The 23733-nt window shown below is 51.9% G+C and carries 18 protein-coding genes; 13 read left to right on the forward strand and 5 right to left on the reverse strand.

Annotated features, from left to right (window positions below):
- Positions 1-60: 60 nt before the first annotated feature.
- From NM686_RS16405 to NM686_RS16415, 3 genes are all read left to right on the forward strand, one after another.
- Positions 61-5226 carry a RecQ family ATP-dependent DNA helicase gene (locus tag NM686_RS16405; RefSeq protein WP_255188927.1) on the forward strand — a complete coding sequence of 1722 codons (5166 nt, stop codon included), beginning with the start codon at positions 61-63 and terminating at the stop codon, positions 5224-5226.
- A gap of 156 nt (positions 5227-5382) precedes the next feature.
- A complete protein-coding gene (locus NM686_RS16410) occupies positions 5383-6153 on the forward strand; it encodes a hypothetical protein (RefSeq protein ID WP_255188928.1) in 771 nt (256 codons plus the stop codon).
- 33 nt (positions 6154-6186) lie between these two features.
- Positions 6187-6438, forward strand: coding sequence for a Rho-binding antiterminator (locus NM686_RS16415; RefSeq protein ID WP_255188929.1), 252 nt, complete (start codon positions 6187-6189; stop codon positions 6436-6438).
- A gap of 25 nt (positions 6439-6463) precedes the next feature.
- Here the strand turns inward: NM686_RS16415 and NM686_RS16420 are convergent, their stop codons facing one another.
- From NM686_RS16420 to NM686_RS16440, 5 genes are all read right to left on the reverse strand, one after another.
- Positions 6464-7228, reverse strand: a complete 765-nt coding sequence (locus tag NM686_RS16420; RefSeq protein WP_255188930.1) for an inositol monophosphatase family protein — start codon at positions 7226-7228, stop codon at positions 6464-6466.
- 87 nt (positions 7229-7315) lie between these two features.
- Entirely contained in the window at positions 7316-8563 is a 1248-nt protein-coding gene (locus tag NM686_RS16425; protein WP_255188931.1) for an ammonium transporter, read from the reverse strand.
- Between the two features lie 151 nt (positions 8564-8714).
- A complete protein-coding gene (gene glnK / locus NM686_RS16430) occupies positions 8715-9053 on the reverse strand; it encodes a P-II family nitrogen regulator (RefSeq protein ID WP_255188932.1) in 339 nt (112 codons plus the stop codon).
- Positions 9054-9229: 176 nt separating this feature from the next.
- A complete protein-coding gene (locus tag NM686_RS16435; protein ID WP_255188933.1) occupies positions 9230-10621 on the reverse strand; it encodes an ammonium transporter in 1392 nt (463 codons plus the stop codon).
- 19 nt (positions 10622-10640) lie between these two features.
- Positions 10641-10979, reverse strand: coding sequence for a P-II family nitrogen regulator (locus tag NM686_RS16440; protein WP_255188934.1), 339 nt, complete (start codon positions 10977-10979; stop codon positions 10641-10643).
- A 659-nt stretch (positions 10980-11638) separates the two neighbouring features.
- Between NM686_RS16440 and NM686_RS16445 the strand changes: the two genes are divergently transcribed.
- The 10 genes from NM686_RS16445 (at position 11639) to NM686_RS16490 (ending at position 23487) form a co-directional block, all read left to right on the forward strand.
- Entirely contained in the window at positions 11639-12850 is a 1212-nt protein-coding gene (locus tag NM686_RS16445; protein WP_255188935.1) for a porin, read from the forward strand.
- Positions 12851-13008: 158 nt separating this feature from the next.
- Positions 13009-14418, forward strand: a complete 1410-nt coding sequence (gene glnA, locus NM686_RS16450) for a glutamate--ammonia ligase (RefSeq protein ID WP_255188936.1) — start codon at positions 13009-13011, stop codon at positions 14416-14418.
- A 539-nt stretch (positions 14419-14957) separates the two neighbouring features.
- Positions 14958-15404, forward strand: a complete 447-nt coding sequence (locus NM686_RS16455; RefSeq protein ID WP_255188937.1) for a hypothetical protein — start codon at positions 14958-14960, stop codon at positions 15402-15404.
- A gap of 19 nt (positions 15405-15423) precedes the next feature.
- Positions 15424-17331, forward strand: a complete 1908-nt coding sequence (locus NM686_RS16460; protein ID WP_255188938.1) for a SulP family inorganic anion transporter — start codon at positions 15424-15426, stop codon at positions 17329-17331.
- Positions 17332-17366: 35 nt separating this feature from the next.
- On the forward strand, positions 17367-17804 hold the full coding sequence (locus NM686_RS16465; protein WP_255188939.1) for a universal stress protein: 438 nt from the start codon (positions 17367-17369) through the stop codon (positions 17802-17804).
- 143 nt (positions 17805-17947) lie between these two features.
- A complete protein-coding gene (locus tag NM686_RS16470) occupies positions 17948-18589 on the forward strand; it encodes a carbonic anhydrase family protein (protein WP_255188940.1) in 642 nt (213 codons plus the stop codon).
- A gap of 339 nt (positions 18590-18928) precedes the next feature.
- The gene (locus NM686_RS16475) at positions 18929-19618 is read left to right on the forward strand and encodes a response regulator (protein WP_255188941.1); all 690 of its coding nucleotides are present in this window, start codon (positions 18929-18931) and stop codon (positions 19616-19618) included.
- 122 nt (positions 19619-19740) lie between these two features.
- The gene (locus tag NM686_RS16480; RefSeq protein WP_255188942.1) at positions 19741-20412 is read left to right on the forward strand and encodes a response regulator; all 672 of its coding nucleotides are present in this window, start codon (positions 19741-19743) and stop codon (positions 20410-20412) included.
- Between the two features lie 198 nt (positions 20413-20610).
- A complete protein-coding gene (locus NM686_RS16485; protein ID WP_255188233.1) occupies positions 20611-21945 on the forward strand; it encodes an IS1380 family transposase in 1335 nt (444 codons plus the stop codon).
- Positions 21946-22176: 231 nt separating this feature from the next.
- Positions 22177-23487: a sensor histidine kinase N-terminal domain-containing protein gene (locus NM686_RS16490; RefSeq protein ID WP_255188943.1), complete on the forward strand. Its 1311-nt coding sequence runs from the start codon at positions 22177-22179 to the stop codon at positions 23485-23487.
- Positions 23488-23733: the final 246 nt, after the last annotated feature.

Raw genomic sequence — 23733 nt, forward strand, 5'->3', positions numbered from 1 at the left:
CTTTACCGCTTCGGCCACATGGCCGAAGCGGTTCCCTTTCTTTTCGGCATCCTCACTTCCATGGACTGGCAAGGCTTTTTCAAGCGCTGTTGCAGCCTGGATATTGAAACCAACGAAAACGGCGAAATCTTCGCGCTCGCCGCCCGCTTCAACAATCAAGTCTTTCAACGCAGCGCCCCTTTTTCGCTGAACCAGGTTCTACGCGAACTGGATGCTTTCGCGCGACATGCCGACCTTTTGCTCGGCCACAACCTGTTGGGTCACGATTTGCCGGTGTGCAAGTCTTTATCACCCGATCTGTCTTATCTGCAAAAACCCGTTGTAGATACCTTGTTTCTGTCGCCTTTGGCCTTTCCGGAAAATCCCTACCATCGCCTGGTCAAGGATTACAAACTGGTACGCGACGGCCTGAACGATCCGTTGCTGGATGCCAAGCTGGCCGAATCGCTATTGCAAGATCAATGGCTTGCATTGGCCGCACAGCCCAAAGATTTACTGTCGTTTTATCACTATGCCTTTTCCGGCGCAGACCAATACACGGGACTCAGGGAATGTTTGCGAGCACTCGGCGCCCTGGACATCAATGCCTCGCAGGCCTTCGATTTGTTCAAGGCCCTGTGCCGGGGCCAAGTTTGCGAGACGGCCTTCCACAAGGTCATCCTGTCCTATCTGCCCGACCCGCGCAAACGCCCTGCCTTGGCCTATTGCCTGGCCTGGTTGCGGGTAGCCGGCGGCAATTCCGTTTTACCTCCCTGGGTACGCCAGACTTTTCATGATGTTGCCCCGGCCCTGCGCCAACTGCGTGACATCCCGTGCGGCAAACCCGGTTGCAGCTATTGCCAGGAAGTTCACGACCCTGTGGCGCAATTGACCCGCTATTTCGGCTTCCCAGCCTTCAGAAACGAGCCACCAGCCGCCGACGGCGGCAGCTTGCAGCAACAAATCGTGCAAGCGGCGATGGCCGATACGCCATTGTTCGCCGTGCTGCCGACGGGTGGCGGCAAATCCTTGTGTTTTCAATTACCAGCCCTGGTGCGTTATCAACGGCGCGGGGTACTGACCATTGTCATTTCCCCGTTGCAGGCCTTGATGAAAGATCAGGTCGATAACCTGCGCAACAAAACCGGCTCCCCCAGCGCAGCAGCCCTTTACGGCATGCTGACGCCGCCTGAACGCGGTGAGGTGTTAAAGGCGATACAAATGGGCGACATCGCCATACTGTATGTATCGCCGGAACAGTTACGCAATTCTGGCTTCCGTAAGTCCATCGCCCAACGCGAAATCGGCTGCTGGGTGTTCGACGAGGCCCATTGCCTGTCCAAATGGGGCCACGATTTCCGCCCGGATTATCTGTACGCGGCCCGCTTCATCCAGGAATTCGCCGCCGAGCAAAACGCCATAGTGCCACCCGTGCAATGCTTCACCGCCACCGCTAAACAGGATGTCAGGGACGAAATCATCGACTATTTCCGCGCCTATCTGGCCCAGGAACTGGCGGTATTCGAGGGCGGTGTCGAACGCAACAATCTGCAATTCGAAGTGCAAACCATCGGCAGCAACGAAAAATACGCGCGCATTCAGCAATTGCTCAGCGAGCGCCTGGATCAAACCGAAGGCAGCGCCATCGTCTACTGCTCCACCCAGAAGAACACCGAAGACGTTGCAGAATTCTTATCCCAACAAAACTGGCAGGCGGCGGCGTTTCATGCCGGCAAGGATGCCGCCGAAAAGCGTCATATCCAGGAAAGCTTCATCGACGGCAGCATACGCGTGATCGCCGCCACCAATGCCTTTGGCATGGGCATAGACAAGGACAACGTACGCCTGGTGATACACGCCGACATCCCCGGCTCTCTGGAAAACTATTTGCAGGAAGCCGGCCGGGCCGGACGCGACCGGGAAGCTGCCGAATGCGTGTTGCTGTTTGATGAACACGACATCGAAACCCAGTTCAAGCTGTCGGCCGCCTCGCAAATCGATCAGCGCGACATCGCCCAAATTTTGCGGGGCCTGCGCCGCAGCAAGAAGGATAAAAACGGCAACGTGGTGATCACCAGTGGTGAAATCCTGCAGGATGACAACATCGAAACTTCATTCGACAGTGACGATCGCAACGCCGCCACCAAGATCATCACCGCCGTATCCTGGCTGGAACGGGCCGGTTTCATCGAACGCAACGAAAACCGCACCCAGGTGTTTCAAGGCCGGCCACTGGTTAAAGACCTGGACGAAGCCAAAGGCAAAATCGAGAAACTGGGGCTGTCGCAGCGCCAGCAAAAACGCTGGCTGGCGATCCTGGAGCAACTGTTCAACGCAGACAGCGACGAAGGCTTCAGTGCCGACGAACTGGCCTTGCTGGGTGAATTTGCCGCCACCGACCAAGACAAGCCCGGGGAGACCGCCAGCCAGCGCGTGATCCGCACCCTGTACGACATGACCGCCCAAGGCCTGATCCAGCAAAACCTGCTGTTGACCGCCTTCGTGCGCTACAAGATCGCCGATTCATCGTTACTCAGGCTGGAAAAAATCTGCCCACTGGAACGGGCCATGATAGAGGCCATGCGGGAGCAAGCCCCGGACGCAGCTTCCAATGACTGGCAGCTGCTGTCGCTGCGCCATGTCAACCAGCATCTGCTGGATCACGGCCATAGCCTCAGCAACCCGGAAGTGCTGCGCTTGTTGTTGAACAGTCTGGCTCGCGACGGCCTGGGACTGGCCGGCAACAAAGGCAGTCTAACCCTGCGCCATCGCGGCCTGGACCAATATGCCGTCAAGCTGAACCGCGGCTGGCCTGCCCTGATTGCCACCGCCGAAAAGCGCCAGGCCATCGCCAAGATCGCGCTGGATCGTATCCTCGCCAACATCCCTGAAGACACCAAAGCCGGCGCCGATCTGCTGGTGGAGTTTTCCGCGGAGCAGTTGATGGCCGCGTTGAAGCAGGATTTGGTCGCGGCTAGCGAAGTCAAGGATCATCTGGCCGCCGTGGAACGGGCGCTGAATTTTCTGCACGAACAAAAAATCATCACGCTGCAACAAGGCTTGGCGGTATTCCGGCAAGCCATGACGATACGGGTATTGCCGGAAGCCAAAACCCGCCGCTATAACAAGGGCGATTATCAGCCATTGTCTCAGCATTACGGCGAACGGGTGTTTCAAATCCATGTAATGAACGAATACGCCCGCCGCGGCCTGGAAAAAATCGGTCAGGCGCTGGCCTTTGTGGTGGCTTATTTCGCGATGGACAAGACCGAATTCGTCAAACGTTATTTCGCCGATCGCCGCGAAATACTCGAGCGCGCGACCAGCCAGCAATCGTTTCAGCGCATCGTCTCCGACCTGCAAAATCCGGAACAAATCGCGCTTGTGGCCGGCGCCGAAGACCGCAATACCCTGATCCTGGCGGGCCCCGGTTCAGGCAAGACGCGAGTCGTGGTGCATCGCTGTGCTTACCTGCTGCGCGTCAAACGCGTACCGGCCCGCAGCATGCTGATCTTATGTTTCAACCGCAACGCCGCCACCGAATTGCGCAAACGCTTGAGCGATCTGGTTGGCGACGACGCCAAGGGCGTCACCATACAGACGTATCACGGTCTGGCCTTGCGCTTGACTGGTCACGCCTTGAGTAACGCCGGCGAGCAGAGCGAACTGACATTCGCCAACATCATCGAAAACGCCATCAAGTTATTGCTGGGCGAACAATCGCTACTGGGACTGGAAGCCGACGAAAGCCGCGATCGCCTGCTGGCCGGCTACCGCTATATCCTGGTCGATGAATATCAGGACATCGATGAGCAACAATACCGGCTGATTTCCGCCATCGCCGGACGCACCGCCGACGATGACGCCAAGCTGACGATACTGGCCGTGGGCGACGATGATCAAAACATCTATCAGTTTCGCGGCGCCAACGTCGGTTTCATCAAGCAATTTCAAAGTGATTACCAGGCCGAGTTGCATTATCTGCTGGAGAACTACCGTTCCAGCGCCCACATCATCGCCGCCGCCAATGCCCTGATCGCCCACAACCGCGATCGCATGAAGCAGCAACAGCCTATCCGCATCAATCGCCAACGTAAAAACCTGGAAGCTGGCGGCCGCTGGCACCATCTGGATACTTTAGCGCGCGGTAGGGTACAACAAATCGAAGTGGCCAACGAATCCATTCAAGCCCTGAATGTGGCGCATGAACTACAGCGCCTGCGGCAATTGGACCCTAGCTTGGACTGGTCGCAATGCGCGATTCTAGCCCGAGAATGGCGCTTGCTGAACCCGATTCGGGCGGAACTGGAACGGCAAGGCATTCCGCCCAGCATCATGCTGCCGAACACTGCCAATCCCAGCCCATTCCGCATCCGCGAGAACGCCGATCTGCTGCAGGCTCTAAAACAGGCCGGCAATACGTTGAATTCGGCCTCGTACTGGCTGGATTATCTGACCGATCAATATCCAGCCGATAGCGAAAATACCTGGGCCAAACAATTACAAAACCTGTTGCAAGACTGGCAACGGGAAACCGCCGACGCCGAAGTCAGCAACCGGCAAACCCTGGAATACCTCTGCGAAACCCTGGCCGAACAGCGCCGGGAACGGCGATGGGGTAACGGTGTATTACTCAGCACCGTACACGCCGTCAAGGGCATGGAGTTTGCGCACGTAATGGTCGTGGACGGCGGCTGGACCAGGCAGGATTTGGAAGAACAACGCCGTCTACTCTATGTCGCCATGACCCGGGCCAGGGAAACCTTATGCCTGATGCGTCGCCTGGATTGGCACAACCCGTTTTTGCCTGAAATCCAAGGCGATTACTTGCTAGTCAGAACCGCCCCCATACTAACGCCACAAGCGGTGGAGCTTGATCTGGTTTACCACATCATGAGCCTGCAGGAGCTGGATCTCGGCTATGCCGGCAGCTTTGACCCGCAGCACTCCATTCATCGCCAATTGACAAACTTGCGCCCTGGCGACGAGCTGACCCTGACTAACCAACACGGTAAATTGAGTTTGCAGGCCCAAGGGGAGACTATCGCGCGCCTGTCCCGTGCAGCCCACGCCATCTGGCAAGAGCGATTGCCTCACATAAAACGCATCACTGTCATCGCCCTGCTCAAACGCCATCACGAAGACGGCAACGTCGAATATCACGGTCGTAGCAAGGTCGATGAGTGGGAAGTACCATTGGTCGAAGTGGTTTGGAAACAAAGCCAGACCCTTTTACATCGTCTCTAGCGATTGCATGGACACGCTGTCTCGCTCAATGGCGGGATGAATATGCAAGTAAGGCACGAGCGAAATATCGATCCCGTTTATCCAAAAGAGCCTCTATACTGCCCGCATGTTTTCAAGTTGACGCTTCCACCCCGCGGCTTTATCCAAATTACTGCCATGCTCATCAACCCGGTCCTTGAACGGATAACCAAATACCTGTTTCTGCTTTGCGCCTGCATCGCCGGCATCCTGCATTTTCATCAAGACGCTTGGCCAGAGCCTGCTTATTACGACCAAAGCTTGTTGGAACCGCCGCTACAAACCGAAACAGACCGGGATTCGTTTCTGATAGAGGCCAATGAACTGAAATACACGATTCATCCCAAATTCGATTACGAGCTATACGGTGTGGTCGTCAGCTATAGCAATGCCGACGGTTTTACCAATATCTGGCATCACAAGCGTTGGCGAGATTTCATCAATGTGCGCGATCTATGCGTGATTTGGGGTAAAAACGTCGAGTCGGGCGTGTATAAACGGATGAAATTCGACAGTGACAGCTGGACCTGCTGGGCTTATTGGCCAGATCAAGAAACCAGAACCCTGTTCACGATGAACGCGCTGTCGAATAACCATATCGTGAGCGATGACGACAAGGTCAAGGCCGCCTTGATGCAAGCCGAACCCGGCGACCTGATCCGGCTGAAAGGCGTGCTGGCCGAATATATCAATCATACCGGCGGTTATACTCGAGGCACCAGCACGACTCGCGACGATACCGGCCAGGGCGCCTGCGAAACGATTTATGTCGATGAATTTGCCATCGTCAAAAAAGCCAATCCGACGCTGCGCCGCCTCGCCAGTTTGTTTAACTGGCTGACGCTGATAAGCTTTGTCGGCTATTTTGCGCTGTTCATCTCAACGCCACCTAAGCCGCGCTACCGCTAAAATCAATCCATCAACATTTTCAGGGAGACCGACATGAGTAACTGTTCCGTAGCCTGCGATTTGCACGATTTCATCGAAATCGCCTGCATGTATCACTACCAGGTCAAACTCACCCTAAAAGATCAGACGAGCATCGAAGGCAAGGCCATCGACACCTTGATCGGCTGCGACAAACGGGAATACCTGGTCATCGACACCGGTCAAAAACAGCAAATCGAATTGAATCAGCTGAGAAAATTGCAGGTGTTGACGCCCAAGGCGCAGTTTACGGAGGTATCATTCTGAGCCCTGCATGCATGCGCGAGTCAAATCACATCAGCGGCAGAATCTGATCCAGGAGCTTGCCGTTGGTGGCCAGAATCTGCTTGGGGAATACGCCGGGGTTGCCTTTGAAATCGGTGATGGTTCCGCCCGCTTCCCGAACAATCAAAGCACCAGCGGCGACGTCATACAGATTCAGTTCCTGCTCCCAATACGCATCGACCTGACCATCGGCCACCATGCATAGATCAAACGCGGCCGACCCTTGCCGGCGCTGCCCGGTAGTGGCTTGGGCGATGCGGCCGAAACGTTCCAGGTTATTGTCCTTAAGATATTGCCGCAAGCAGGCAAACCCGGTAGCCACCATGCTATCGGCCAGGCTGGTTTCGCCTGACACCTTGATGGGCTTGCCGTTTTTCCAGGCGCCTTTGCCTTTTTCGGCGCAATAATAATCGTCCAGCGCCGGTCCATAAACGGCGCCCATGACCAATTCACCGTCGATTTCCAGTGCCACGCTGACACTCCAGTAATATTGACCCTTGGAAAAGGAATGCGTGCCATCGATAGGATCGACGATCCAGCGCTGTTTTTGATTATCGGTTTGCCCGCTTTCTTCGCCCCAGAAACCGTATTCCGGACATTGCTCGGTGAGCGCCTGCTTCAAATAGTTTTCCACGGCCACGTCGGCGTCGGTCACCAAATCGCGCGCGCTTTTCTTGTTGATCGCAAGATTGTCGATGTCATTGAAGTAAGTCATCGCCACGTCACCCGCGGCACGGACGATTTTTTCCAGTTGGTCTAGCGTAATAGGCATATGTTCCTCGAATGCTGGGACGGGCGAACCAGCCGTTTTCGGCCTGTTCGCCCAACAAAAGCCTATTGTAACCCGCCAGAGGTGTGATCACAGGTTGTGATAGCCGGTCTCTTCGTGCAGAGCGATGTCCAGGCCTTGCACTTCTTCGTCTTCGGTTACGCGCAGACCGATCAGAGCATTGATCAGTTTCAACAACAAGTAACTGAACAAACCACTCCAGACCACGGTGACCAATACCGCCAGCGCCTGTACCCCAACCTGATCGGCCATGCTGACGCCATTCAATCCCAAGCCACCGAAACTTTCGGCGGCGAACACGCCGGTCAGGATTGAACCAATGCAACCGCCCACGCCGTGCACCGGAAATACGTCCAGCGAATCGTCGATTTTCAACATCCGCTTGATGTATTGCGTGGCATAAAAGCATACCGCGCCGGCGGTGATGCCTATCACCAGGCCGCCGATGGGGCCGACGTAGCCCGATGCCGGCGTGATGGTGCCGAGGCCGGCCACCATGCCGGTGACGATGCCCAATACGCTGGGCTTGCCGAAGCGTAGCCACTCGATGGTCATCCAGGTCAAGGATCCCGCGGCGGCGGCGATATGGGTCACGACGATGGCCATGCCGGCGCTGCCGTCCGCCTTCAACGCGCTGCCGCCATTGAAGCCAAACCAGCCAAACCAAAGCATGCCGGCGCCGGTCACGACCATGGTCATGTTATGCGGCGGCATCGCCACGGTCGGAAAGCCGCGCCTGCGCCCCAACACCAAGGCCGAAACCAGCGCGGCGACGCCGGCATTGACGTGAATCACGATACCGCCGGCGAAATCCTTGGCCCCCAAGGACGCCAGCCAACCGCCGCCCCACATCCAATGGCAGATGGGCATGTACACCACAATCAGCCACAACGCGCTGAACCAAAGCATCGCGGAGAATTTCATGCGCTCGGCAAAGCCGCCGACGATCAAGGCCGGCGTGATGATCGCAAACGTCATTTGAAAAATAAAAAACACGGTTTCCGGAATATCGCCGGTCAGGCTTGCCGTGCCCATATCGGGCAAAAAGCTCTTGCCGCCACCGCCGATGAAAGGCTGCCAACTACCGCCGTCGGCGAACACGAAGCTGTAAACGCCGGCCAGCCAGAGCAGCGATACCAGGCAAGTAATCGCAAAGCATTGCATCAATACCGACAATACGTTTTTGCTGCGGACCAATCCGCCGTAAAACAATGACAGGCCTGGTAGCGTCATGAACAGCACCAGGGCGCTGGACGTCAATACCCAGGCGGTGTTGGCGGGATTCAAGGTTTCGGCGACGACCGCTTGAGAAAACATGGAGGCGGTGAGAGCCGAGAAAAAGGGGGTGTGGGTTTTTCTTATCATAGTGGGTCAAAATAGGTAAAACCGACGGCCTAAACAACAAAATCGCCAAGGTCTCACAGACTTGGCGATTTTTTGCGGGGCTATCGGCGGATTCGATTAACGGTTAAATCGCATCTTCGCCGGTTTCGCCGGTCCGGATACGGATGATTTGTTCCAGGTTCGTGACGAAGATTTTGCCGTCGCCGATTTTGCCGGTGTTGGCGGCCTTGACGATGGCTTCTATGGCTTGATCGACGGCGCTTTCGGCGACTGCAATCTCAAGCTTTACCTTGGGTAAAAAATCGACCACGTATTCGGCGCCACGGTACAGTTCGGTATGGCCTTTTTGCCGGCCAAAACCTTTCACTTCAGTCGCGGTAACGCCCGAGATACCGATGTCCGACAAGGCTTCCCGGACATCATCGAGTTTGAAGGGTTTGATGATCGCGGTAATGAGTTTCATAAATTCCCCATATATTTAAGTTGATAATGATTTTTTGCCCACTGCTCGCATGATAAAGAATTCCTCGAAAACCTACAATTTGACCGGCATATAGCGCTTATCAATCATAGAGTTACCAAAACGACAAAAGGGCGCCTTGGAGGCGCCCTTGTTTATCATAAGAGCCGCGGCGAAAATCAGAGGTTGTAAGCCGATTCGCCGTGTTCGGTTACATCCAGACCTTGACGCTCGATGGCTTCTTCAACGCGCAGACCCACCAGCACATCGGCAATCTTGTATGCGATGAACGAGGCAACGCCGGACCAGACGATGGCGACCGCAACACCCCAGGCTTGACTGCCGAATTGCGCTGCCATGTCGTATTCGGCCACGGCATTGCTGACATAGTCCCAAACCCCGGCGCCGCCCAGCGCGGGACTCGCCACTACCGCAGTGCCCAGCGCGCCGATGATGCCGCCGATACCATGCACGCCAAAGGCATCCAGGGAATCGTCGTAACCCAGTTTGTGTTTCAAACTGGTGACCGTCCAGAAACAAACCGCGCCAACCACCAAGCCCAGGAAAATCGAACCCATCGGGCCCGCCCAACCGCAGGCCGGGGTAATGGCTACCAAACCGGCGATCGCACCGGAAGTAGCGCCGAGCATGCTAGGCTTGCCGCGTACCAGCCATTCGGCACCCACCCAGGCCAGGGTCGCGGCAGCCGCCGCCAACAAGGTGTTCAGAAATACCAAAGCCGCCAGCCCATTGGCTTCCAGATTGGAGCCCACGTTGAAACCGAACCAGCCCACCCACAACAGCGATGCGCCTACCATGTTCATGGTCAGGCTGTGCGGCGCGATGAACTCTTTGCCGTAGCCGATACGCTTGCCTATCATCAAGCAACCCACTAAACCGGCTATGCCAGCATTGATGTGGACGACGGTGCCGCCGGCAAAATCCAGCGCGCCTTTTTGGAACAAAAAGCCTGCGGTTGCGCCAGCTGCGTCGGCGGCGGCTTGATCGGTGTAGGCATCGGGACCGGCCCAGAACCAGACCATGTGCGCCATCGGCAAATAACAGATCGTGAACCAGATCACGGTAAACACCAGCACGGCGGAAAACTTCACGCGCTCGGCAAACGCACCGACGATCAGCGCCGGCGTGATGCCGGAGAACGTCAACTGGAATGCCACGTAAATGAATTCCGGCACGTAAACCCCTTTGCTGAAGGTGCCCGCCATCGAATCCGGCGTGATACCGCTCAAGAAGGCTTTGCTGAGGCCGCCGAAAAAGGCGTTGCCTTCGGTGAAGGCCAAGCTGTAACCGTAGCAGGCCCATAAAATCGCGGTCAGCGAAAAAATCACGAAGACCTGCATCAATACTGACAACATGTTCTTGGCGCGCACCATGCCACCGTAAAATAGCGCCAGCCCCGGAATCACCATGAGTATGACCAGCAATGTCGCGACGATCATCCAGGCCGTATCGCCCTTATTGACGGTGGGCGCGGCGGCTTCCTGAGCAATCGCCAGGTCCGTAACACCGAATAGCGCCAGTAACACCAGACCTAATACACAATGTTTCATAATTTTTCCCCTTGCTGGATTAAAGCGCGTCTTCGCCGGATTCGCCGGTTCTGATCCGGACAACCTGCTCTAAATTGGTGACGAAAATCTTGCCGTCGCCGATTTTGCCGGTGTTGGCCACCTTGACGATGGACTCTACCGCCTGCTCGACCAAGGCATCCCCCACCGCCACTTCGATTTTGGCCTTGGGCAAGAAATCGACGACGTACTCGGCACCTCGATAGAGTTCTGTATGCCCTTTCTGACGGCCAAAGCCCTTGACTTCGGTCACCGTCACCCCGGATACGCCAATCTCGGACAACGCCTCACGGACGTCGTCGAGCTTGAATGGCTTTACAACTGCTGTTATGAGTTTCATAAATTGATACCTCTCATGGTTAATTCCCCCAAAACGACTTGTCATTAACTTCACGAGCGAACAAGCACGTTACATGCCAACACATAATCAATTGTTATTAAAAGACTTTTTATGAAACCCGTTTGCAATCCCCATTTTGAAGCACCAACTTGGCGCACGGCGCTTCATTTTGGTACCGCCCTTTTTGCGCAGGCACGGGATTAATAAGGAACATGTCATCAATACACCCGAAATTCCGCCCAGCTTTACCCTTTGAAGCGGGCATCACAAAAACCAGGTTAGACTGCATCTCAACATTCTGATTTCGTTGACTTATGCGACGCGGATCCAAGCTACATTTGGTCTTTTACGAAAGCCATATGGAAAATAGGCCTGCAGAAATGCTTCGGATACCCCCCCCTAGCCGCTCTTTTCCCTAACGGAGAGAATTATTTTGAACGAAAGCAATACTCCGCGATTCGTCGATAGCGGCAGGCTTTTGTTGTTTGACAACAACGAATAGACTTCAAGCAACAGAATTGGTGCAAGTAATGCACTATAATGGTGCAATCCCTATCGAATCGGCAGCTTATTCCACCCGCAGGCCACTGATGTACATAACTTCAAAACATGGCACACATCATGCTTTGAAGTTCATGAGTCTTAACTGGAGAACCCTTATGAAAAAAATCATACCCACGTTAATTACTGGAGGCCTGGCACTGACAGTAGCGCCTACGCATGCCGATGATGCCGGCGTGATCGAATCGCTGTCCGGATATAACGTCAATGACAGCGCTTTTGCCAAAAGCACGGGCATCAATGTTGGCGGTTGGGCGAGTGGCGGCATTACCTATGCCTCTCACAACAATCAAGCCCGCAGCAATGCCCCCATCAGTTTTAATGACCGCATCAACGAAGTACAGTTGAATCAATTGAACTTATTCGCCGAAAGGGCAGTTACCAAAGGTGATAAATGGGATTTCGGCGGCCGGGTAGATTTCATGTTCGGCACCGACTCCCGCAAAACTCAGGCGACAGGCTGGGATGACCGAATGATTCCCAGAAACAACGGCAACTCGCCAGGTGAAGGCGAGCGATTTTATGATGTAGCCTTCCCACAAGCTTATGCGGAAATCTATGCGCCCTTCGGCAACGGCATCACCGCCAAGATCGGTCACTTTTATACGCTGATTGGCTACGAAGTCGTGACGTCACCGGATAATTTTTTCTATTCACACGCCTATACCATGCTGTATGGGGAACCCTTCACGCATACTGGCGCGCTATTGAGCTACGATATCAATGATTTCGTATCGGTCACGGGCGGCGCCGTGATGGGCTGGGATAACTTTCGCGAAAACCCTGGCGCGTGGAATTTCCTGGGCGGCGTCACGTTGAAGCCCGACGATGACACTTCTCTGGCCGTGTCGATGATCAGTGGCGATAAATTAGACAATGAATCCCGCAACACCACGATGTACAGCGTGGTGCTACAACACAACTTCACCGACAAACTGCACTATGTGTTGCAACATGACTTTGGCGTGGAAGAAAAGAATCCCGCCACGGGCACCGACACCGATTGGTACGGCATCAACCAATACCTGACCTACGACATCAACGACAAGTTGGCCGCCGGCTTGCGCGGCGAATGGTTCAGGGATGGAAAAGGTGTGCGCACCGGCCTGGTGGACACCGCGGATAACTTTGTCGGCGGCAATTACTACGCCGTGACCGCGGGTCTGAACTATATGCCCAATTCCTGGCTGAAATTGCGCCCGGAAGTGCGATACGACTGGTTTGACGCCAACGGCGCAACTCAGGCCTTCGATGGAGGCACCGAAAACGATCAAATCGCCGTGGCGATGGATATGATCGTCACGTTTTAACCCCCCGATCCACAAGCATCGCCGTTTCCCGAAAGAGCCGCTCGATAGCCGCGAATTCGCGCGTTATGCAGTGGCTCTTTATAGCGATTGATGCTATTGTAACGGCTATTTTTATATCCATTAGACCATAACAATTATACTGTAGGAGACCCTGGCCGATGTCCGTAGAAAACGTAATCAAAATGATGCAAGAAAACGACGTCAAATTCGTCGATTTTCGCTTTTGCGATAGCCGCGGAAAAGAGCAACACGTAACTTTCCCGGCCCACGCCGTCGATGAAGACACCTTCGAAGAAGGCAAAATGTTCGATGGTTCTTCCGTTGCAGGCTGGAAGCACATCAACGAATCCGACATGATTCTGATGCCTGACCCAAGCACCGCCAAAATCGACCCTTTCTTCGATGACAAAACAGTTATCTTGCGCTGCGACATCATCGAGCCCAAAGACATGCAAGGCTACGGCCGCGACCCGCGTTCCATCGCCAAACGCGCGGAAGCCTACCTGCAATCCACCGGTATCGCCGACACTGCATTGTTCGGACCGGAAAACGAATTCTTCATTTTCGACGACGTGCGCTGGTCTGCCGAAATGGGCGGCTGCTCCTACAAAATCGATTCCGAGGAAGCCGGCTGGAACTCGGAAAAAGTTTACGAAAACGGCAACATCGGCCACCGTCCTGGCGTAAAAGGTGGCTATTTCCCCGTGCCGCCGGTCGACTCTTTCCAGGATATGCGCTCCGCGATGTGCCTGGTGCTGGAAGAAATGGGTCAAACCGTCGAAGTACACCACCACGAAGTGGCAACCGCCGGCCAATGCGAAATCGGCACCCGTTTCAACACGCTGGTGAAAAAAGCCGACGAAGTCTTGGAACTGAAATACGTCATCGCTAACATCGCGCACGCTTATGGCAAAACGGCGACCTTCATGCCGAAGCCACTGGTGGGCGATAACGGCAGCGGCATGCACGTTCACCAATCTCTGGCAAAAGGCGGCGTGAATCTGTTCTCCGGCAACCTGTATGGTGGCTTGTCCGAAACCGCGCTGTACTACATCGGCGGCATCATCAAACACGCCAAAGCCCTGAACGCGATCACCAATGCTTCAACCAACAGCTACAAACGTCTGGTTCCAGGTTTCGAAGCACCTGTGATGCTGGCCTACTCCGCACGTAACCGTTCCGCGTCCATCCGCGTGCCTTACGTCACCAATCCGAAAGCGCGCCGTATCGAAGTTCGCTTCCCAGATTCAACTGCAAACCCATATTTGGCCTTCGCAGCCATGTTGATGGCGGGTCTGGATGGCATCCAAAACAAAATCCATCCAGGCGACGCGATGGACAAAGACTTGTACGACCTGCCGCCCGAAGAGGAAAAAGCCATTCCACAAGTGGCGTTCTCCTTGGACGAAGCCTTGAACGCCCTGGATGCGGACCGCGAGTTCCTGACACGCGGCGGCGTTTTCACCGACGATGCCATCGACGGCTACATTGCACTAAAAAAACAGGATGTAACCCGTCTGCGCATGAGCACGCACCCTGTTGAGTTCGACATGTACTACAGTCTGTAGATTTTTTAACTGTCTCAGACAGTCTCAAGCAGTACCAGAACCCCGCAAGCCACAAGGCTTAGCGGGGTTTTTTTATGCCTCAAGCTTTCCCACGCGGATTTCCCTAACCCAATGGATGCGCCTTTTTCAAACTACCCTTTTGGCGTGATGGCGATATCCCACCACTTCAAGGTTTCTTAGCCAACTCCACTGTATGTCGATTCCAAACCGGCATGGCCTCGGCTATACGCGATTTTTTAAGTATCGCTCATGAAAGCGCGACATCGCCCGGCAAATGAAAGTTTTCTGTGGGAGCGACGCCTTCGTCGCGACGAAGGCGTCGCTCCCACAATGACTTTCAGAGTAACGCTCATGAAGGCTGGGCATCGCCCCGGCAAATGAAAGTCAACTTTGTTATGTCGTTAGTCTGTTTTTGGGGTTGCCGCGTGACTTTCAGAGTAAGGTTTCTATAAGGTTCGAGTAATTTTCATGCAAGGTTTTTGAAAGCTCCGGTTACTAGACTGTCGCAAAAACAAAAACAAAGGCTGGAGATTACCGAGATGAACCGCACCGTCTTCATTCCCACCGATTTTTCGCAAGCCTCGCTTCGCCTGGTAGAGCACACCTTGTTGTCCGCGATAAACGATCAGATCGAAATAGTGCTGACTCACAGCATGTTTTTGAGCAATTCAATTGTCGAGCTTCTGTTTTTCGATAAGGACGAAATATTCCAAACCCTGCGAAGTGATCAATTCGATAAGACTTTCATAGCGCTTTGCGACTGTTACTCGCAGGTTGAAGCCGAGTTTAGATGGGAAATATTTACCGGACTCAACCAAGCGGCCTTCAATAATTTCATTTCCGGCAATCAAATCAACGAAGCCGTCATTCCACGGCCGTATTTTCGCATATCCCGTAAGTCTGCAAATTTCGATCCCACGCCCTATGTGCGTCGCAGCAAGCTACCAATCACTGAAATTCCATTTTATTCCTATCTGTTGGCTTAACAGCAAAAGAGGCAAATGTATGAAAAATGTAGCTGTATTGAATCCGCATGATCCTGCATCGCGAATTTCTTCTCGACAGACTGTCCTGTCTCAAATCTGGCAACGGTTAATTCTTTTTAATACCCTGATCGACAGTCGGTTTGAAGATATCAAGAAAGAAACTTGGTTAAAAACCACGTATCGAGATATGAGCGCCGGATTAATCGTTGCATTGACGGCGATACCGATGGCGATGGGATTCTCGATGGCAATGGGCCTGAGGCCGGAACAAGGGATTATTGCCGGTGCTTTGGCTTGCGCGATAGGTCGTACCTGGGGTGGGTCGAAATACCAAGTCTACGGGCCAACGGCGGCATTTATCCCGATTATTGGCGGCTTGGTGCTCAAGTATGGTGAAGCGGGAGGCGGAAGTTTGGCCGAAGCGCATGGTTTCTTGGTGTTTGTGTCTATTATCGCCGGCATTATCCTGATGTTGATGGGAGTGTTCGGACTCGGCAAATACGCCAAAGTGGTGCCGAATTCGATTATCGTAGGTTTTACCGTGGGTATTGCGGTTGCCATTGCGCTAAGCAACTTTGAGTCGATACTAGGGGTGGAAAGCTATCGGGATTTGCTTGGCGAAGACGAAGATATCAAAGGCGGGTTACTGCATAATTTGGCTGTCGCCTTTGGCAACATCGATAAAGTCAATTTCTGGTCCGTAGCATTAGGCTTTGGTACCTTTTTTGTCACCAAGCTGTTGTTACGCGTATCGATTTTTATCCCCGCCCCGCTGTTGGCGATTGCAGCCAGTACCGTATTGGCAGCCACCCTGTTGGCCGATAAAGGCATTATTTTGGTACGCGATATTTATGGCTCCATTCCCAATAACTTTTTCGTTTTTACCCCACCTGTGCTTCCCGAAATGACATCCGGCGTGGTGATTGATATTTTCTACTTTGTATTCGGCATCGTTTTTGTTTCGGCCGTGGAAAGCGTGCTTTGCTCTTCCATGGCTGATCGCATGGCCAATAACCGAGGCACGCCTTTCAATCCCGATAAGGAGTTTTGGGGACAAGGTTTGGTGCAAGTATTAACGCCATTGGTTAACGGTTTTCCTTGCACGGGTGCGCTAGCGAGAACGGCCACCAGCATCAAAGCAGGCGCCATTACTCCGTTGGCGGGTTATTTCAAGGCCTTTTTTAAATTAAGCCTGGCATATTACATAGCCAGTTATTTGGAAATGGTGCCCATGGCGTGTATCGGCGGCATCTTGCTGTGGGTGGCTTCCAATATGATAAAGGTATCGGAGATCAAAGAAGTCATCAGTCATAACCGCTTCCATGCGACTTTAATGGCTTATACGGCGGTTATGGTACCCTTGACCGACTTTTTGACCGGCGTGTTATCCGCATTAGTGCTTTTCTTTGTGGCCCGTCCCTTTTTCGATAAACCGCGTGAAATCGCAAGTCCTGAATTGACAGCGGTCGACATCGCAAAAGAACAACCCGGCATAGTGTCTCAACCTGGTTACTTCAACAGGGTAGTTGTTCCGTTGGCACTTAATGAACACGATGACTATCTGCTGCGCTATGCGGCCCAGCTAACCCAGTCTGGGATCGTGGGTGAACCGCATTTTATTTTCATCGATACGCCACGTTCCCGCGCATATCTGAAGCCCAACGTCGAACCGGTCGAACAAATGCAAAAATTAGTTCGCAGCAGCATGGGAGCGGTTGATAAGGCCAGCTATCAGGTCATAAAGGCTCAGAGCAGACTGGATTCCTTGGTGGATTACGTATTCAAAAGTTCTATCGATCTGTTTTATTGGGCCACCAAGATCACAGCAACGCACAACATTCTTTGGCGCAGCGCCTCGCCATGCTTTGCGGTTGCTCGGTATGGATGGTGCCGGAAAGTTACGCTAATGGAATCCGGCGTATCGTAGTTCCAATCGATTTCTCGCAGGTATCGGCGGATAGTTTGACGCAAGCGACCGCCATAGCCGCGAAAAATACAGTGCCGGAATGTTTGGCGATACATGTTTATTCCGATGAGTCGGCAATCCGCTATGACGATCACGAGCTAATCAAGAAGGGGGAAGAGAAGGCGCGCTTTGCAGAGATCATGACAGGCGTGGATACGCATGGCATCCGCGTCAAACCCCTATTTATCGAAAGCTTTAAAACCGCACAGGAAATTCTGACGGAAGCGACAAACTATCAAGCCGATCTCATCGTAATCAGTACCAGGGGCCATAGTAAAACCGCGAGCATTTTACTGGGTAGCGTGACATCGTCGGTGATGTCGGAAGCGACGATACCAGTCTTGGCTGTCAAACATTACGGTGCGCATTTATCGCTATGGCAATCGCTGTTGTCGAGGCACTTTTTGAGTGAGGTGGAGCCTAAAGTCAATTAGTGGCCTAATTTTGATTCAACCATAAATTTTTCAGCATGCATTACAGAGGGTGGGATAAGCCGACTGATGCATGCGATATACCGATCGAGGCTGAAAAAGGAAACTTGGACACGCAGCCCTATCAAAGCAACAAGAGGACATAAATGAAAACATTAACCAAAGAGATGCAGGCGGCCATTACCCCTGCAATGGCATTGGAATTATTGAAAGAAGGCAATAAACGATTTGTCAATAACCTCAAAATTAACAGAAATCTGCTGCAGCAGGCCAATGAGACTTCTGACGGCCAACACCCGTTTGCAGTTATCTTAAGCTGTATGGATTCGCGTACTTCGGTTGAGCTCATATTCGACCAGGGTTTAGGGGATGTATTTAGTATTCGTATTGCCGGCAACATCATTAACCCAGATATTTTGGGAAGCATGGAGTTTGCGTGTAAAGTGGCCGGCTCGAAAGTTATTGTGGTTTTGGGACACAGCAAATGCGGCGCGGTAAAAGGGGCTTGCGACCAAGTGGAAATGGATAACCTAACGGCATTGTTAAGCAAAATCCTGCCGGCAGTTGACCAAGAAACAACCGAGACCAAAAATCGAACTTCAAGTAACGGCGAATTTGTAGAAAAAGTTTCCGCTATCAACGTTAAAAGAACTGTAAAAACCGTCATCGACTGCAGCCCTATTTTGAGAGAGTTGATTGAATCAGGCAGGGTTGGTATTGTCGGCGCTAATCATGATATTGCAACGGGAGAAGTTGACTTTTATAAAGATACTTTAATTATTAATTGATTTAATCTGATTGATCATTTTGGATGCTGGTTTGATCAGTCCGGTCAGCAAAATTCAACCCTATTTATAATATCTAACACAGATAGTTAATGATTCCGAAAGGGAAACGGGTATCCGGCACCACGTTGCGCAAAATTCACAGCGCCCGAATTATCTAGATACCCGTACCCATCAGGACGCGATGCGAATCCATACCGGAGTAAACAAATATATTGGGTTTAATTAGGCATTTCCTGAAATCATTAAAAGCCCTAAAAATAGCCGAAAACAGCACTCATTGTCGCGGCATGTAAATAAAAATAAAAAATCATAAAATGAAAACGCCGAATAAAATTTCTCATGAATATCCTGTTAATAGAAGACGATTATGTTATTGTTGATGGTTTATGTTACTCTCTGAATAAGTCCGGTTTTAATGTAACATGCGCCACTACCGGCCGTTATGCAGAGGCATTGATATTTGCCAAAAATTTCGACTTGATTATTTTGGATTTGGGTTTACCCGATATGGATGGTTCTCATTTTTTGTCGAAATTGAGGCTACGGAAAAATCCCATTCCGGTATTGGTCCTCACTGCCAGAGACGCCATCAACGACAAGGTGAATTGCCTGAAAAAAGGCGCGGACGATTACATGATCAAGCCTTTCGATCTCAACGAGTTGGAAAATCGCATCCATGCCTTGATTCGCCGCAGTTACGGTAACTTCAATAAAGACATTGTTTGCGGCAAATTAACGCTAGACACCCGTCAGCACAGCGTATTTGTTGATGAAAAGGCTTTGTTATTGTTTCCCAAGGAATATGCATTGCTGGAGTTTTTTTTATTGAATATTGGAAGGGTTGTGAGTAAAGACAAAATTGCGCAACGTTTATTCAATGACAATGAGATTAGCGACAATACCATTGAAGTTAGTATTCACCGGCTTCGGAAGCGCTTAAGTCCTTTTGGTGTCAATATTAAAACATTAAGGGGTTTGGGTTACATGTTGGAGGAAGATTCAATCGATACACAACGTGACAGCGCATAGACATCTGGCAATAAATTTTTGCATAAATAATTTCTCAAAGTCTTGTCGGTATGATGCTCGAGGGTCTGGTTTCTATTATATTGATAGTAAACCATGTATTTACCTAACAATACGGTATGTCCATGAGAATTTTGTTAATCGAAGATGATCCAGTACTGGTAGATGGCCTGCACTACACCTTGAGTAAAACCGGTTACAAGGTAACTGCGGCCATGACCGGCGCAGTTGCAGAGCATTTATTAGGCGTGCAAGAATTTGATTTAGTCGTGTTGGATCTAGGGCTGCCTGATTTGGAAGGCTTGGACTTATTGAATAACATTCGGCAACAAAAACTGCCGCTGCCTATATTGATATTAACCGCCCGGGATGATCCCAATGATAAAGTCAAAGGTATGCAAGCAGGAGCGGATGATTACCTCACCAAGCCATTCGAACTGAAAGAATTAGAAGCCCGCATTCATGCCTTATTACGTCGATGTTACGGCGGATTTCAAAATGACGTCGTTGTCGGTAGATTGGCCTTAAACACATGCGAAAATCAGATACTGTTCGATGGTTTGCCTTTGCCTTTATTACCGCGGGAATATGCGGTCATGGAGGTTTTGTTATTGGAAGCGGGCAAAGTCGTGAGCAAGAACCGACTGGCTCAACGGCTCGCGCCGAAAACCGGAACAATACCCGATAATGCAGTCGAAGTTTATGTCCATCGACTTAGAAAACGCATAGAGGACTACGGTATCACAATCAAAACCTTGCGTGGACTCGGTTATATGTTGGACGTTATCGATGCCTAAACGCAAAAAAAGCCTCAGAAAGACGATACTGCAGCGTTTGCTGGTTCCGCTGATTGCATTTATGGGTTGCGAAACGGTGCTGTCTTATTATGTCCTGAATCCGTGACTTAAAAGGCCATCCACGGCCGCAACGCAATGATTTAAAACGCTTATTCTGGGATAATACCGCTATTCTTCCATTCACCCGGCGAGTGATTCATGAAGCGGTTTATCCTGGAGCAATCTGAAACTGAATTTTATACCAGCCATTCTGGATTAGCCTTGGTCGGTTTATGTTTGAATCAATATGGCCAGCTCAATCAGGCGCTGGAAAAAGGTATTCCGCTACGGCACGGTATTGCTCACGCCGATATTATCAAAAGCTATATAGGCACCCTTAGCCTGGGCAAAAGCGACTTCGAAGCCATCGAAAACCATCGCGACGACGACTATTTCAAAGCCGCGCTCGCCATTCATCAAGTACCCTCCAGCGCCCGCCTCAGACAGCGACTGGATGAACACGCCGACGCCTTATTACCGATCATTTATCAAAGCAACCTCGATTTTCTGGCTCACGCCCAGGTGCCGGTAACGCCGTTAGCCACAGGCCATGTCGCGTTGGATATCGATGTTTACCCCATGAACAACGAAAAAACCTGCAAAGAAGGCGTCTCCCGAACCTACAAAGGTTTTGACGGCTACGCCCCGATTGCCCTCTATCTGGGTAAAGAGGGCTGGTGTATTGGTAATGAACTGCGCGAAGGCAAGCAGCATTGCCAATACGAATTCCGCTATGCGCTGGAGCGCGGACTCGCCGCCGCGAAACGTTTGACGACTTTGCCTTTGTTGGTCCGGCTGGATGGCGGTCACGACGCGCTCGACAATCGCATCGACTTACACGAAGCCGATCAGGTCGATTTCATCATCAAATGGAACCCGCGTAAACAAGATGCCGACGCCTGGCTGGCCTACGCCGAACAACACGGCCAGTGGACCACACCGCGCGAAGGCAAACGCGTGGCCTTGTTCAGTGTCATGGAGCAACACACTCGCAACGGTAAAACCTATACCTGTCGCCGGGTCATGCAAATCACCGAGCGCACCATCACGGCTCAAGGCCAAGCCCTCGTGCTACCGGATATCGAAATCGAAGGCTGGTGGACCAGTCTGCCGGTGGCCGATTACGACGATGCCATGGTTATTGCCCTCTATCGCGACCATGCCACCGCTGAACAATTCCACAGCGAATTCAAGACCGATCTGGATATCGAGCGCCTGCCATCCGGCAAGTTTGCCACCAACGACCTGATCATGAGCCTCAGCGCCTATAGCTACAACATCCTGCGCTGGATAGGCCTGATCGGCTTGCTGGGCGAACAAAGCCCGGTCAGGCATCCTGCCAAGCGGCGGCGTATCAAAACCGTGATCCAGGAACTGATGTATCTGGCCGCGCGACTCATCCGTAGCGGGCACCGGCTGAAGCTGCGCTTTTCACAGAGCTGTCCCGGTTTCATCGCTTTTGAATCCACCTACGCCAAACTCGCCGCCGGCTAGCGACTGATCGCTCTGCCATCGATAGCACAACGCCGCAAATTCACAGTGGCTTGGGAATCCTGCGCCTAAAGTCCATCAAATTGAATCATGCAGGGAAAATATTCCAGATAATACGCTGCATTTCTAGCCGTTAAACTCGATTGCCCGGACCACACTTTTAAATTCAGCGAATTTTGGAAGAGTATGACGAATAAAAGGTCTGGCAATATGTGGAGTCACGGATTCAGGTATGTGACTTTGCATTACGTTAATGAAACCTATGATCACTGGTTGCTGGACTCGGCTAGTTCATTGGCCCAGGAAATCAAGATTAGGGATGCGAATGTTTTGATTGAATTACCAAATTCCACGCTGGAAATCGTTAGATGGGACGAACAAGATAAAACCTTTTTTAAAATTTTTTCGAAAAAAAGGGGGCTGTTGGCGGGTGATGTTTTCGTCCCCGAGTCTAGTGGGGGTAATGATTTTTCGAAACCCTTTTTTTATGAATCTTATATTGATCAAGAACCGGTTCGAGTAGTCTTACTGCGCGTACAAAGGGCCGATATTCAAGATACTTTTTATATTCACGTCGCTGAAACACTCAACAAGCGTCATGCGATGATGATCGACATTTTATTGGCTGACCTGATTCCACAGTTTTTAATGGTGATGTTTGCCAGTTGCTTTTTGGTATCGGGATTAACCAAAGGCCTACATCCATTGAAAGTCTTGGCCGATGAGATCACAAAACGTTCACCCCTTGATTTAAGCCCAATTGCCGATGCCAATGTTTTAGTCGAGGTCAAGACGCTAATCGATACTATCAACGGGCTGTTAGCCAGGTTATCCGCAGCCATCGTCGGCCAGCAAAGGTTTGTTGCCAATGCCGCGCATCAACTTCGTACACCGCTTGCGGGGTTTTCTGTGCAAGTCGAGCGCGCATTGAGAGAGGAAAACATCGCTGATATTAAACCTGCCCTGAGTCAAATGCGAAACTGCACGGAACGTCTATCGCATACGGTCAATCAACTCTTGGTGCTTGCAAAGACTGAACCGGTAGACGGGATGAACGAATTTCAGCCAATAGATTTATGCGACTTGGTCAGAAGTACCTGCATGGAATGGGCGCCGAGAGCGTCTTCCCATCATATGGAGCTCGGTTTTGAGAGCAGCGCGCCAGACAAGATGATTAGTGGAAACGAAACATTGCTACGGGAAATGCTGAGTAATCTATTGGACAATGCCATTTCTTATCGTAATCCGGACACCTACGGCCATATCACTGTAGAGTTAACCAATATCCCTTATCCGGTCTTAACAATCGAAGACGATGGGCTAGGAATTCCGGCGCATGAAATCGACAAGGTTTTTGAACGTTTTTATCGCATTCCGGGTAGTGGCGGGAATGGTTGCGGCTTAGGTCTGGCGATAGTAAAAGAAATCGCCGATATGCATGGCATCAGGCTAAAACTGACTGGCGCGACCGCATCGTCCGGTACTCGCGTAACGTTAAGCTTTCCTGAGCGTCAAGTGCAATCTGTTTATGCAGATCAAGCTTGACGCGGCTCAGGCTAACAATGACTTCCCGATTTCGAATGTGTAGAGATGGATCATCTAACAAGACGGGCCCTGATCCGGTGCATGCGGCTAACGGCCTTATCCACCCTACCGAATGCCCGCTGCAGGATAGGCTCGCTCGAGAGGCCTTTTGCTTTCGCTCGCGCCATATCCCCAAGAAGAATTCCCATCAACCCCAGTTTCCAAATTAGATTGCCTGTCCCGTTGCAGGAATGCAGCGCGACAAAT

It is taken from the genome of Methylomonas rapida (genome assembly GCF_024360925.2).
GTDB classification, from domain to species: Bacteria; Pseudomonadota; Gammaproteobacteria; order Methylococcales; family Methylomonadaceae; genus Methylomonas; species Methylomonas rapida.

What these genes read in the sequence shown, in the direction of transcription:
- NM686_RS16405 (WP_255188927.1), top strand. Translation starts at nt 61, where the DNA reads ATGGACTGGCAAGGCTTTTTCAAGCGCTGTTGCAGCCTGGATATTGAA.
- NM686_RS16410 (WP_255188928.1), top strand. Translation starts at nt 5,383, where the DNA reads ATGCTCATCAACCCGGTCCTTGAACGGATAACCAAATACCTGTTTCTG.
- NM686_RS16415 (WP_255188929.1), top strand. Translation starts at nt 6,187, where the DNA reads ATGAGTAACTGTTCCGTAGCCTGCGATTTGCACGATTTCATCGAAATC.
- NM686_RS16420 (WP_255188930.1), bottom strand. Translation starts at nt 7,228, where the DNA reads ATGCCTATTACGCTAGACCAACTGGAAAAAATCGTCCGTGCCGCGGGT.
- NM686_RS16425 (WP_255188931.1), bottom strand. Translation starts at nt 8,563, where the DNA reads ATGTTTTCTCAAGCGGTCGTCGCCGAAACCTTGAATCCCGCCAACACC.
- glnK (WP_255188932.1), bottom strand. Translation starts at nt 9,053, where the DNA reads ATGAAACTCATTACCGCGATCATCAAACCCTTCAAACTCGATGATGTC.
- NM686_RS16435 (WP_255188933.1), bottom strand. Translation starts at nt 10,621, where the DNA reads ATGAAACATTGTGTATTAGGTCTGGTGTTACTGGCGCTATTCGGTGTT.
- NM686_RS16440 (WP_255188934.1), bottom strand. Translation starts at nt 10,979, where the DNA reads ATGAAACTCATAACAGCAGTTGTAAAGCCATTCAAGCTCGACGACGTC.
- NM686_RS16445 (WP_255188935.1), top strand. Translation starts at nt 11,639, where the DNA reads ATGAAAAAAATCATACCCACGTTAATTACTGGAGGCCTGGCACTGACA.
- glnA (WP_255188936.1), top strand. Translation starts at nt 13,009, where the DNA reads ATGTCCGTAGAAAACGTAATCAAAATGATGCAAGAAAACGACGTCAAA.
- NM686_RS16455 (WP_255188937.1), top strand. Translation starts at nt 14,958, where the DNA reads ATGAACCGCACCGTCTTCATTCCCACCGATTTTTCGCAAGCCTCGCTT.
- NM686_RS16460 (WP_255188938.1), top strand. Translation starts at nt 15,424, where the DNA reads ATGAAAAATGTAGCTGTATTGAATCCGCATGATCCTGCATCGCGAATT.
- NM686_RS16470 (WP_255188940.1), top strand. Translation starts at nt 17,948, where the DNA reads ATGAAAACATTAACCAAAGAGATGCAGGCGGCCATTACCCCTGCAATG.
- NM686_RS16475 (WP_255188941.1), top strand. Translation starts at nt 18,929, where the DNA reads ATGAATATCCTGTTAATAGAAGACGATTATGTTATTGTTGATGGTTTA.
- NM686_RS16480 (WP_255188942.1), top strand. Translation starts at nt 19,741, where the DNA reads ATGAGAATTTTGTTAATCGAAGATGATCCAGTACTGGTAGATGGCCTG.
- NM686_RS16485 (WP_255188233.1), top strand. Translation starts at nt 20,611, where the DNA reads ATGAAGCGGTTTATCCTGGAGCAATCTGAAACTGAATTTTATACCAGC.